Origin of the sequence: Glycomyces buryatensis (assembly GCF_004912275.1) — a bacterium.
GTDB lineage: Bacteria > Actinomycetota > Actinomycetes > Mycobacteriales > Micromonosporaceae > Glycomyces > Glycomyces buryatensis.
Window position 1 is genome coordinate 13,855 of record NZ_STGY01000037.1, and the last position, 12,302, is coordinate 26,156.

A 12,302-nucleotide genomic window follows, 5' to 3' on the forward strand; every position below is an offset into this window, starting at 1 on the left:
AGGAGCTACATAAGCCGGGCGCCTTCGAGTTCGCGGCTCACGCGTTCGCCGTGGCTCTCCAAGGCTTCGCCGTCGCCATGGCCGCCGTTCCCAGGACCAGGATCGCGGCGATTGCCAAGGCCGACAGGCGGTAGCCGTCCAGCGGGGTAGAGGCCAGACTCCACATGAGGGCGGCGATGACCGGCCCCAGCGAGGTGCCGACCGTCCGGGTCGTCGCCATGAACGCCCCCGCCGTCCCGGCCTGCTCCGGCGGAGCGGAGGCCAGCAGGTGGGCGTTCATCGGGGTGTTGAAGATGCCGAACGCCAAGCCCAGCAGACCGATCCGCACGGCCAGGTCGACCAGGCCCGTGTTCTCCCCGACCAGCAGCAGCGGGACGAGCGCGGCCAGCACCAGCCCCGCGCCGACCATCGAGATCCGGCCCGCCCCGAAACGGTCGGCCAGCACGCCCCCGATCGGCGTCGTCACCGCGACGCCGCCGATGAATGCCAGCAGCGCCAGACTGATCAGCTCGGGCCGCACCTCGTACACGTCGTTCAGCAGGTAAGGGAAACCGAAGTTGAGCAGCCCCGCCACCGCCGACATCAGCGTCAGGCTCACCAGCGCCGCGGCCATGACGGGGCGGCGCAGCAGTGCCACCGTCGGCGCCGACGTCCGCTGCCGCGTCCACAGCCAGCCCAGCGCGACGCTCGTGGCCAAGGCCCCCAATGAGATCCATGGGTCCGTGTCCAGGTATTCGAAGGACATCAGGAACGCGACGATCGCCCCGCCCGAGGTGGCGATGTCGACGGCGAACTCCCGGCCGAAGCGCGGCAGGCCGGTCCCATTGCTGGGCACCGTCGCCGCCAGGGCGAGTGCCGCCACCGCTGCCAGGCCGAAGAAGACCCACAGCAGGCCGCGCCAGCTCGTGGCGGCGATGATGAGGCCGCCCGCCGCGCCGATCCCCATGGCGCCGATGGTCATCAATAGTGTGATCGCCGAAAGGGCCCGGCCCCGTTGGGCCTGGGTCGCGGCGGTGACGACGATCTTCCCGGTCATGCCGAACAGGAGCCCGCCGATCAGGCCCTGCGCGGCCCGGGCGGCGATGAGCAGGCCGAAGGTCGGCGCCAGGGCGGAGGCCGCCGAGAAGATCGCCAGTCCGCCCATGGCGAGGACGGCGACGGCCCGCAGGTCGGCCTTGTCGGCCAGGCGTCCGGCGGCGATGGCGACCGCGCCCATCGGCAGGGCGTAGGCGAGCAGGACCCACGCGGTCGCGGCCTCGGTGACGGCGAAGCCGCTGCGGATCGACGGGAGCGCCACGGCGAGCGTGGACATGCCGCCGGCAACGATGAGCTGGGCGAACCCGAGGGTGAGGATCGCTCCCCATTGGGTCCGTTCGGGTGTTCCGGCCGCTGCGGCCGGTGCGGTTGATTCAGCGGTGGTGGTCATGCCGGGAACGCTATTCACGCACCGACCGGCCGGGCATCTGTAGGGCGACTGGCTGTGTGACCGGCCGTGTGGCCGGTCGGGCGGTCCCTCTGCCGTCCAAGCGGTATGGCCCGGCGTCCGCCCACTCGCGCCCGGCCGCTGAGGGACGGGCCCCGCCTCGAACAGTTTCTATCGCTCGATAGAAATGCAGGTCAGGGGGTATCAGTCGACGGTATTGGTCAAGGCTCAGTCGACTGACAGATGCCGCTCCAGTCACCTCGTCCGTAGCTTCGTCCTCATCACCAGCTACGAGAGGAACCGAAACATCATGGGCGACAAACTGAACCTGGGCGTCATCATCGGCACCACCCGCGAGGGCCGCTGGAGCCCGGTACCCGCCAAGTGGATCGCCGACCTGGCCGCGCAGCACGGCGGCTTCGAGGTCGACCTGATCGACCTGCTCGACGCCGAACTGCCGCAGCACCTGGCCGAACGCGACATGTGGTCGACCGAGGAGGACCCGAGCGAAAGCGTCACCAAGCTCTCCGAGCGCCTCCACCGCGCCGACGCGTTCATCGTCGTCACCGGCGAGTACAACCTGTCGATTCCGGCCTCCCTCAAGCACGCCATCGACTACTACATGAACGAGTGGGCAGCCAAGCCCGTCAGCATGATCACTTACGGCGGCAAGGTCTCCGGCGGCCAGAACGCCGCCCAGCACCTGCGCCAGGTCTTCCCCGAGCTGCGCACCATGACCATCCGGAACTCGATTGCCTTCCCGCGCTTCTTCCAGAAGTTCGACGCACAGGGCAACTTCACCGGATTCGACGAGGTCGAGCCGGAGGCCAAGAAACTGCTCGACGAGCTCCAGTGGTGGGCGAAGGCCCTCGCCGACGCCCGCGCCACCACCGCGCTGCCCAAGCCGTACTAGAGGTGACCGCACCCGTCGAGCGCAAGGAGACAGCGATGGTCTCCTTGCGCTCCAGGGCATCACCTCGCTTCAGCTGGGCTTCAGGTGAGCGGCGTTAGGGTTGGAGGCGTGTTGTACGGACGCGAAACCGAGACCGCCGCCCTCCGATCCCTGCTGGAAGCCGCCCGCGCCTCCACCGGCCGGGCCCTGGTCGTGCGAGGCGAAGCCGGCATCGGCAAGTCGGCACTCTTGACGGCCACGGCCGAGACCGCCGACGCCGATTCTGGCCAGCACTGGACCGTGCTGCGCTGCACCGGGGTCGAATCCGAGCACACCTGGTCCTTCGCCGGTCTTCAGGCGCTACTGCTGCCGCTCACCGGCCACCTGGAATCGATCCCCGAACACCACGCCTGCCTCCTGAGCCGCGTCCTGGGCCTGGCGGCGGCCCCCGACAAGCCGGCCCCGCCGGAGAACTTCCGCTTCATCGTCGGCATGGCCGCCCTCAGCCTGCTCTCCCAGGCCGCCGCCGAACGGCCCGTCCTGTGCGTCGTCGACGACGCCCACTGGCTCGACCCCGATTCCGCCGATGTCCTGCTGTTCGCCGCGAAACGCCTCGGGGCCGAACCGATCGCCATGGTCTTCGGTGTCCGCGAGGGGTATGCGCCCGACTTCCCCACCCCCGGCCTGGAGGACCTCGTCGTCGGTCCCCTGGACGAGGAAGCCGCCACTCGGCTGCTCGCCGAGCGCGCCAGCGCCTTGACCTACGCCTCCCGGGGCCGGATCCTCCAAGCCGCCGAGGGCAATCCGCTCGCGCTGCTCGAGCTCCCGTCGGTCGAGGCCGAGACCCGCCTGGCCGCCGACTGGACCGGCCAGCGTCGCTCGACCACCACCCGCCTCAAGCAGGTCTTCGGCGACCGCATCGACCGGCTCCCCCAAAACACCCGCAACCTGCTGCTGCTCATCGCCGCCGACGAGACCGCCGACACCGCCCTCATCCTCAAGGCCGCCGCCGGGCTCGGGGCCGACCTGTCCGACCTCGCTCCCGCCGAGACAGACGACCTGGTCCGCTACCGGGGCGGGGCCTTCGAGTTCGGCCACCCGCTCATCCGCACCGCCTCCTACCAGGGCGCGCCGAGCTTCCGCCGCGTCGAAGCTCACCAGGCCTTCGCCGCCGCACTCGACCCCGAGGACCACCGGCGGCCCTTCCACCTCGCCGCCGCCACGACCGGCCCCGATGAATCGGTCGTCGCCGCACTCGAAACAGCCGGGACCTGCCTGGCCGACTGCGGCGGTCACTCGGTCGAGTACGCCGTCTTCGAACGAGCCGCCTCCTTCACTCCGGACGGGCCCGACAAAGGCCGCCGACTCCTGCTCGCCGCCCAGGCCGCGCTCTCGGCCGGGAACGCCCCCAAGGCCCACGACCTGGCCGGACAGGTCGCCCGCTATTCCGATGACCGGTTGACCTTGGCATACGCGACCATCGTGTCCGCCTCAGTCGCCTCCTGGGGTGGGGACATGCGCGCGGCCTACCGACTCTGGCTCGACGCCGCCGACCACTTCACCGCCGCCAAGCCTGAGGCCGCCGGGTACCCGCTGTTCCGCGCCGTCGAACTGTCCTGGCACTCAGGCGATTTCGCGCGCGCCGAGACCGCCGCCGAACACGCCGAACGGCTCGGCATCGAGCACGCCTCCTGGGTTCGCGATCTGGCCGCCGCCACCGCCGGGCTCAACCGGTCGTGCGCCGTCACGCCGGCCGACGCGATCGCGGCCCTGCGGCGGCTCATCGACATCCACCAGGGGTTCGGCGATGGCGTCTCGCTGCACGACCGGACGATGGTCGCCTGGTGGCGGGTCCTGATCGGCGACATCGCCGGCGCCGAGCGGGACCTGATCGAGATCGTGCGCACCATCCGATCGGTCGGTGCGGTCGAGTCGCTGCCGCGCGCCCTGACCATCAACGGCACCGCTGAATTCCATAAGGGGCGATGGGCGGACGCGGAGGCGCTGGCCGAGAACGCCCTGGACGTCTCGGTCGAGGTCGGACAGAGGATCGGGCTGGTGAAGACCCGCGTGCACGTGCTCGCGCCGATCGCGGCGCTGCGCGGCGATGAGGTCGGCACCCGTGAGCTGATCGACCAGGCCGTCGCCGCCGCCCCCGCCGATACCAATGTCGCGATCGGGGCCCCGCTGGCGCTGCTCGACCTCACCTTGGGCCGCAATGAGGAAGCACTCGACCGGTACCTGACCGTGCTCGACTCCGAAGCGCCCGGCGACGCCCTCATCGCGGTGCCCGACGCCGTCGAGGCCGCCGTACGGACCGAGTCGACCGGGCGCGTCGCGGACATCTTCGACTGGTTCGCGACCTGGGCCGAGGCGACGGAGCTGCCGCACTGGCGAGCCCTGGTCGAGCGGTGCCGGGGCCTGCTCGCCGCCGACGCCGAGGCCGGGGCCCACTACGAGCGTGCGGCCGACCTGCACCGCGAATCCGGCGACTTCCCGTTCGAGACCGCGCGCACGGACCTCATCCTGGGCGAATGGCTTCGGCGCGCCAGGAGGGTCAACGAGGCCAAGTCCCGTTTGCGCTCGGCCGCATCGACCTTCGAGCGGTTGGGCGCCGCGCCGTGGGCAGAGCGGGTCAAACGGGAGCTTCGCGCCGCCGGAGACGCGGGGCCGGTCGAGGCCGCCCCGGCCCTGGCCGAGAAGCTCACTCCCCAAGAGCTGCAAGTTGTCCGGCTCGCCGCCGCGGGGTTGAGCAACCGCGAGATCGGCGAGCAGCTCTACCTCAGCCCCCGCACCGCCGGATACCACCTGTACAAGGCCTACCCGAAACTCGGCGTCGCCGCTCGGGGAGAACTGGTCAAGCTCGGACTCTGACCGACCGCGCCCGGTCCCGGAAATCGATGTGCGCCAGGGCCTTTGCGCCGGTCGCGGTACGGGGCGAGCGGCCGATACCGGGCGCCGGGTCAGCCCTTGAAGTTAGTGGTATACCAAATTACACTCGCCTGTGACCCACCGGTTCTTCATCGGTTCCGCAGTGAGAGGGAGTGGCCGTGTTCCAGTCTGAGAGTTTCCGCGCGCGTTCGATGGAGCTGCCGAACGAGCCGCTGACCGGGGCGATCGACACCCACGTCCACGCCGGCCCGGTGCTCGGCTCCAACTCCGGCCACGCCGACCCGATCGAGATCGCGCTGGAGGCCCGCGCGATGGGCATGCGCGGCGTCGTCTACTACGACGTGTTCGGCGGCTCCTCCGGCATTTCGTGGCTGGTCAATCGCCACGTCCCCGGCATCGAGACCTTCGGCGCCTACCTCATGAACTCCGGTCACGGCGGTCTCAACCCCCGGGCCGTCCGGACCGCCCTGAACATCGAGGGCGGGTGCCGCATGATCAGCTTCGGCTCGCACTGCACTTATTTCCAGGCCTCCCACGAGTCGACCATGATCGACGGCAAGGCCGTCCCGCTTCACCAGGCCTACCCCAAGTTCGCCGAGCAGGAACTCTCGCGCGCCGTCCGGATCCCGCTCTCAGGCCCCGTCCCCGACGACATCGCCGAGATCATGGAGATGATCGCCGAGCGGCCCGAGGTCTACCTCAATACCGGGCACGTCTCCCACGACGAGGTCTTCCGGGTGGTCGAACTCGCCGAGCGCTTCGGCGTCGCGAAGGTCCTGGTCTCCCACCCCGCCCGCGGACAGCTCAGCGTGGCCGAGCAGAAGCAGCTGGCGGCGAAAGGCGTCTTCATGGAGGGCTGCCTGGTCGACATCTTCGCCACCGGCGCGCCCCTGACGCATTACTACGCGGAGGCGGAGTACATCGACCGCGGCTGGGCCGAGCAGCCGCACACCGTCGCGCCGGTCTCCGACTACATGAACACGCTGCGCGAGATCGGCACCGAGAACGTCGTCCTGGGCACCGACTACGGCGTGCGCGCGCTTCCCTCTGCGGTGCAGGGCATGCGCACCTGGGCGACCCTGTTGCTGGACTTCGAGTTCAGCATCGAGCAGATCCGCCAGATGATCGCCCACAACCCCGCCCGGCTCCTGGGACTCCCGGAACTGGACGACGCCGCGCTTGTCCCGAAGGCCTCCCGCAAACCGCTCTACCCCGAGACCGACTGAGCCGCAACGGGACCTAGGAGCCCTTGACCCAGCAGAGGCAGAAGGGATGGCCCGCCGGATCCGCGTAGACCTGGAAGTCATCGGACCCCTCGCCCCCGGCGGCCTCCTTGAGCACCTTGGCGCCCAACGACATGACCTTCTCGTGAGCGGAGTCGAAGTCGTCCACCCACAGGTCGAGGTGGACCTGCTGGGGCGTCCCGTCGGGCCACTCGGGCGGGCGGTGATCGGGCGCGAGCTGCACCCCGATGCGCGGCCGGCCGTTCACCAACACCATGTGCCAGTCGTCCTCGATGTCGACGGTGCCGTCGAGTACCCCGGCCCAGAAAAGGCTCTCGGCGCCCAGGTCAACGGCGTCGAAGACGACAACCTGATGATTGATCCTCATTACGCCATCGTGGCACAGGTCAGTCCACGCCTCCCCGAAACGCCATGCCGCCGACCACTGCGTCTTCATCGGACTGGTGAAGAATGTTCAATATGACGAGCGAATCATCATCCGACGCGGTGAACGAGCCCACGGCGAACGACCGAACAGCGAGAGCGCACCTGCTGAAGGAGGACGCGGAGTACGACCACGGGCTGAGCGACCGCGAGTTGATCAAGCAGGAGAACCTGATCTACACCGGGCTGATCGGCTTCGGCATCCTCATGGTGCAGCCCTTCCTGACCGAGACCGATATCGGCACCGCCGGCATGGTCTGCATCGTCTCCTTCGCGATCGGCATCCCGCTGCTCACCGGGCTGGTGGTCCTGAACTGGCATGAGTCCTTCCGCAGCAGCACCTCCAAGGCGCGAATCGTGCTCGGCGTCAAGAGCATCGGACAGGGCGCCTCGATCGTCGGGGCGGTGGCGGCCTTCTGGAACATGTCGTGGATCGCCGGAGTCGCCTTCCTCAGCGCGGCGGTGCTCGCCCTGTTCGCGCACTCGGCCGGCTACTTCCACGTGGAGAAGCAGACCGGGAACGCCCCCGAGTCCTGGTCGGGGTCAGCATCCCCGGACAGCTCCGACTAGCGCCCCCGGACCCGGTCGATCCGCCTCAGCCGTCCAGCCACTGCCGCACGGCCGCAACGTGACCCAGCTCGGACTCGACCCGCGCCCGCTCGGACGCAGTCAACTCGATCGCGCCGAGCTCGGCCGACCGCGACGCCGCCTCATCGGGCTCGGCCGGTTCGTCGCGCTGGATGAAGATGAGCGAGTTGCCGGAAGGATCGACGAGGGTGAAGCGGCTGGCCCCGGGCCGGTAGCGGGTGATGCGCGGCCGCCCTTTCGCCAGGATCTTCCCGTAGGCCTCGCGCATGGCCCGGACGAAAGCCGCGTGGTACGGCGCGACCGCGTCGACCATGATCAGGCAGCCGCCCGCGTCCTCCCGGTCGGGGTCGATGCCCCGGGGCGGCTTGCCGAAATGCAGCCCGAAGCCGCTCCATTCCACCGCCAGGTAGAGGTACGGCCTGGTCTGCTCGTAGGTGACCTCGAACTCCAGGGCCCGGTAGAAGTGCAGCGTCTCCTCCACGGAGATGCACGGCAGCAGTGGCACAGTGGACTCGTTCGCTCGGATCGCCGGTTCGGACATGGGCTTCCGTCTCTCGCTGGTGGCGCGCTCGGTGCAACTGACAAGGATGCCCCGTTCAGATGGAATCGGCCCATGGAAAATCCGAGAACTTGAATCAGCCGCGCCGGGCCCAGGCCCTCGCCGCCGCCTGTTTCGCGTCGTTGATCGTCTCCACCTCGATGACTTCGATGCCCTTGTGCCGCTCCGAAGCCGAGCCCTTCGGGATGATCGCCGTCTTGAAGCCCAGACGGGCCGCCTCGGTCAGGCGGCGGTCGGCGTTCACCGTGCGGCGCACCTGCCCGGTCAGGCTCACCTCGCCTATCGCCACCAGGTCCGCGCTCACCGCGATCTCCTGTTCCGCGCTGACCAGGGCGAGCGCCAGGGCCAGGTCGGAGGCGGGTTCTCGGACCTTGATGCCTCCGATCGTCGTCGCGTAGACCTCCCGGTCGAGCAGGCGCATGCCGCCGCGTCGCGTCAGGACCGCCAGCACCATATTGAGCCGGGCCTGGTCCAGCCCCGACACCGTGTGCCGCGGGACCGCCCCGTCCTTCACCGACTTTCCAAGCAGCGCCTGGATTTCCACCGGCACCGCCCGGCGGCCCTCCATCGTCACCGTCACGCAGGTGCCCGGGGTCGGCTCGCTCGGGGCATCGTCCAGGAACAGGCCGGACGGGTCGGCGAGCGAGACGATGCCGTCCTCGGTCATCTCGAAGCAGCCCACCTCATCCGCGGGCCCGAAGCGGTTCTTCACCCCGCGCAACAGCCGCAGCATCGAGTGCCGGTCGCCCTCGAAGTGCACCACCGTGTCGACCAGGTGCTCCAGCGCGCGCGGCCCGGCGATGCCGCCGTCCTTCGTCACGTGGCCGACCAGGATCACGGCCATATTGCGGCTCTTGGCCTCCGCGGTGATCGCGGTGGCGACCGACTTGACCTGCGTGACCCCGCCGGGGACTCCTTCGGCGTCGGCGGCGATGACCGTCTGCACCGAGTCCAGGATCAGGAGGGACGGCTTGACGTCCTCGACGTGGCCGAGCACGGCCGACAGCTCCGTCTCGGCGGCCAGGTACAGCTCCTCGGAGAGGCATCCGGTCCGGTCGGCGCGCCGCCGCACCTGCGCGGCCGATTCCTCACCGGTCGCCACGAGCGCCTTGCCGTAGCCCGCCTCCCCGAAGCGATGCGCCACTTCGAGCAGCAGTGTCGACTTCCCGACGCCGGGCTCGCCCGAGATGAGCGTCACGCCGCCGGGCACGATGCCGCCGCCCATGACCCGGTCGAATTCGCCGATCCCGGTGGGCAGGCTCGCGGCCTGCGCCGCCGAGACCGTCCCGATCTTCATTGCCGGAGTGGCCGGACGGCGCACCGTCACGCCGCCGCCCTTGAATCCGGAACCGGAGGTGACCTGGCGCGGTGGGGCCGCGGACTCCTCCATCGATCCCCATTCGTCGCACTCGGGGCACTGCCCGACCCACTTGGGTACGCGGGCACCGCAGGCGGCGCAGGCATAGGAGATCCGCTGGCTTTTCGGCATGGGCGCAAGCCTACGGGCCGGGACCGACACCAACAGATAAGAAGGGGCCTGCGTCGGCGGGTGTGCCTAGACTGGGCGGCATGGACTCAAGCGGGCCGATCAATGGCTCACCGGCGAACCCGCGGGGCGCCGTGTTCTTCGACCTCGACAAGACGGTCATCGCCAAGGCCAGCACCCTCGCGTTCAGCCGGCCGCTCTACCAGGGCGGCCTGCTGGCGCGCCGCGACCTGTTGAAGGTCGCATACTCCCACTTGCTGTTCCGGCTCGGCGGCTCCTCCGACGAGGCGCAGATGGCGCGCACCCGCGACTACATCGCCCAGTTGTCTCAGGGGTGGTCGGCCGAGCAGGTCAGCGCCATCGTCGAGGAGACCCTGCACGAACTCATCGATCCGTTCGTCTACGCCGAGGCCGCCGCCCTCATCGAGGCGCACCGCGCCGCGGGACGCTCCGTCGTCCTCGTCAGCGCCTCCGGGGAGGAGATGGTCGCCCCCATCGGGCGCATGCTCGGCGTCACCGACGTCATCGCCACCCGCATGGTCATCGGCGAGGACGGCCGCTACACCGGCGAGGTCGAGTTCTATGCGGCCGGACCGGCCAAGGCCGAGGCCATCAAGGACTTCGCCGCCGCACACGGCATCGATCTCGAGGCCTCCTTCGCCTATTCCGACTCGATCACCGACGAGCCGATGCTCCGCACCGTCGGCTACCCCCGCGCCGTCAATCCCGACCGGGGACTGCGGCGCCTCGCCCTCGAAGAGCACTGGCCGCAGTTGACGTTCCGCCGCCCCGTCGCTCTGCGCCAACCCATGTCCGGGCCCACCCAGATCAAATATGCCGCCGCCGGAATCGGCGTTGCGGTCGTGGCGTATGTGGTTTGGCGAGTATGGAGAGAACGACGGTTCAGGACCGATTGAGCAGCGCTTTCCTGAAGTGAGTAGCCTCAGCGAAATGGAACGCAAACAACCGGCCAGACTGGCCGACGTCGCACGAGCCGCCGGTGTCTCGGTGGCCACCGCCTCCCGCGTGCTCAACGGCTCCCCGCACCGGGTGAGCGACCAGCTCTCCGAGCGGGTCCGCGAAGCGGCGCGCCGGTTGCGCTACGCCCCCAACGTGGGCGCCCAGGTCCTCGCCCGCGCCACCTCCCAGACCGTCGCGCTCCTCCTCCACGACGTCACCGACCCCTACTTCGGGCAGATCGCCGGCGGCGTGCTCGCCGAGGCCTCCCGACGCGGCGTCCGCGTCCTCATCGCCGACACCGGCATCGACCCCGACTCCGAGATCCAGCACCTGGACTCCCTGCGCGGCTACCGTCCCCGCGCGGTCATCGTCGCCGGCTCCCGGACCACCGACGAGGCCGCCGAGGAACGCCTCGCCGACCACCTCGCCGATCTCCTCGAACTCGGCGCGAACGTGGTCAGCGTCGGCCAGCCGGGCCTGCCCGGCCGCGTCGTCAGGCCGGGCAACCGCGAGGGCGCGGCGGCGTTGGCGCGCCACCTGGTAGAGCTCGGCCACCACGACTTCGCGCTGGTGTCGGGCCCCGAGCAGCTGCAGGTGGTGCGCGAGCGGCGTGACGGGTTCATCTCGGCGCTCCCGACCGACGCGAACGTGGTCCACGTGGCCTCCGAGTTCACCCGGGACGGCGGCTATCGGGCCGGGCGGATGCTGCTGGACCGCCCCGACCTGCCGACCGCGGTGTTCGTCACCGGCGACGTGCAGGCGACGGGCCTGTGCACGGCGCTGCGCGAGGGCGGCGTGCGGATTCCCGACGAGGTCTCGGTGGCCGGTTTCGACGACATCCCCGTCGTGCGCGACCTGACCCCGTCCCTGACGACCGTCGCGCTGCCCCTGCACGACATGGGCGTCAAGGCACTCGAAGCGGCCCTGGAAGAGGGCGCCGACTACCCCGATGAGCTGTCGATCGAAGCCGAGCTCATCGAGCGCGACTCGACGGCCGCTCCGCGCAAGTGAGATGTCTCCAGACCCAGGCTCACCAGGGCTATCACGCAGTGCTAGGCATTGATCACTTACTCTGAGTGATCTTCGTCTCATTGGAAAATTGGAAAACGCTTAAATATTTGCGAACCTGGATGTAACACCTGGTAGTTTCGGATTCACTGAATTTCTCGAGGTGTGGCGTACGAATTGATCCGGCGTTGACGCTGGATCGACTTGCAGCTACGGCGTAGTCTCGGCATTGGATGCGATAGAAGCTTTGGTGCGGCTTCTTCTCACCCAAGGAACCGAAGCCTTTGCGTGCCGGAATCGTCGTCGTTACCGTACGGCTACACAGCGAGGGCATATTCAGGGTTGGAACTGGATTAATGGCAGCGCGGCCGAATCCAGCCCCGCCTGGAAACAATCCGGAAGGAACACGATCATGGTGCGAGTCACCGTCGAGGCCGAGACTCCCGTCTCGCCGGTCAGCGGCGAAACGCTGAGCAAGGCCGACGCCGAGCGCATCGCAGGTGTCCTCAAAGCACTTGCCGATCCGAATCGGCTGCAATTGATCAGCCTCATTCAGGCCTCTCCTGACCAGGAGGCCTGCGTGGCCGAACTGACCGAACCACTCGGTCTTTCGCAGCCGACCGTCAGCCACCACCTGCGCATCCTGGCCGAGGCCGGGGTCGTCCAGCGCGACAAGCGCGGTGTGTGGGCCTACTTCCGCCTCGTGCCCGACACGATGCGGATCGTGGCCGATCTGCTGACGCCGCCGAAGCGCCGCCGTCGGCGCTAGAGAACAGGTGACCGACGGCCGCCTCCCCGGAGGCGGCCGCCGAATCACACTCAGTCCA

Annotated in this window: 10 protein-coding genes and 1 pseudogene; 7 read left to right on the forward strand and 4 right to left on the reverse strand. The window is 69.2% G+C overall.

All coding sequences use genetic code 11. The features are described 5' to 3' along the window. Positions 1–37: 37 nt before the first annotated feature. Positions 38–1,426, reverse strand: a complete 1,389-nt coding sequence (locus tag FAB82_RS08975) for an MFS transporter (protein ID WP_136534207.1) — start codon at positions 1,424–1,426, stop codon at positions 38–40. A 307-nt stretch (positions 1,427–1,733) separates the two neighbouring features. On the opposite strand from FAB82_RS08975, the gene FAB82_RS08980 reads away from it, so the two are divergent. From FAB82_RS08980 to FAB82_RS08990, 3 genes are all read left to right on the forward strand, one after another. Continuing rightward, a complete protein-coding gene (locus FAB82_RS08980) occupies positions 1,734–2,336 on the forward strand; it encodes an NADPH-dependent FMN reductase (RefSeq protein WP_136534208.1) in 603 nt (200 codons plus the stop codon). A gap of 108 nt (positions 2,337–2,444) precedes the next feature. Then, positions 2,445–5,189 carry a helix-turn-helix transcriptional regulator gene (locus FAB82_RS08985; protein ID WP_168801505.1) on the forward strand — a complete coding sequence of 915 codons (2,745 nt, stop codon included), beginning with the start codon at positions 2,445–2,447 and terminating at the stop codon, positions 5,187–5,189. Between the two features lie 176 nt (positions 5,190–5,365). Continuing rightward, positions 5,366–6,433 (forward strand): DUF6282 family protein, encoded by a 1,068-nt coding sequence (locus FAB82_RS08990; protein ID WP_136534210.1) that lies wholly within the window; start codon positions 5,366–5,368, stop codon positions 6,431–6,433. A gap of 13 nt (positions 6,434–6,446) precedes the next feature. Here the strand turns inward: FAB82_RS08990 and FAB82_RS08995 are convergent, their stop codons facing one another. Continuing rightward, the gene (locus tag FAB82_RS08995) at positions 6,447–6,818 is read right to left on the reverse strand and encodes a VOC family protein (RefSeq protein ID WP_136534211.1); all 372 of its coding nucleotides are present in this window, start codon (positions 6,816–6,818) and stop codon (positions 6,447–6,449) included. Between the two features lie 92 nt (positions 6,819–6,910). On the opposite strand from FAB82_RS08995, the gene FAB82_RS09000 reads away from it, so the two are divergent. After that, the gene (locus tag FAB82_RS09000) at positions 6,911–7,444 is read left to right on the forward strand and encodes a hypothetical protein (protein WP_136534212.1); all 534 of its coding nucleotides are present in this window, start codon (positions 6,911–6,913) and stop codon (positions 7,442–7,444) included. Between the two features lie 124 nt (positions 7,445–7,568). Here the strand turns inward: FAB82_RS09000 and FAB82_RS09005 are convergent. Next, positions 7,569–8,003: pseudogene (locus FAB82_RS09005) on the reverse strand (VOC family protein); the annotation flags it as partial. A 94-nt stretch (positions 8,004–8,097) separates the two neighbouring features. After that, complete coding sequence (radA, locus tag FAB82_RS09010) at positions 8,098–9,510, reverse strand: DNA repair protein RadA (RefSeq protein WP_136534214.1); 1,413 nt, start codon at positions 9,508–9,510, stop codon at positions 8,098–8,100. A gap of 80 nt (positions 9,511–9,590) precedes the next feature. Here radA and FAB82_RS09015 point away from each other — a divergent pair, with 80 nt between their 5' ends. The 3 genes from FAB82_RS09015 to FAB82_RS09025 all read left to right on the forward strand — a co-directional run bounded on the left by FAB82_RS09015 (position 9,591) and on the right by FAB82_RS09025 (position 12,244). Then, positions 9,591–10,424, forward strand: a complete 834-nt coding sequence (locus FAB82_RS09015; RefSeq protein ID WP_136534215.1) for an HAD family hydrolase — start codon at positions 9,591–9,593, stop codon at positions 10,422–10,424. 34 nt (positions 10,425–10,458) lie between these two features. Beyond that, positions 10,459–11,478: a LacI family DNA-binding transcriptional regulator gene (locus FAB82_RS09020; protein ID WP_136534216.1), complete on the forward strand. Its 1,020-nt coding sequence runs from the start codon at positions 10,459–10,461 to the stop codon at positions 11,476–11,478. Between the two features lie 409 nt (positions 11,479–11,887). Next, positions 11,888–12,244 carry an ArsR/SmtB family transcription factor gene (locus FAB82_RS09025; protein ID WP_136534217.1) on the forward strand — a complete coding sequence of 119 codons (357 nt, stop codon included), beginning with the start codon at positions 11,888–11,890 and terminating at the stop codon, positions 12,242–12,244. Positions 12,245–12,302 lie beyond the last annotated feature (58 nt).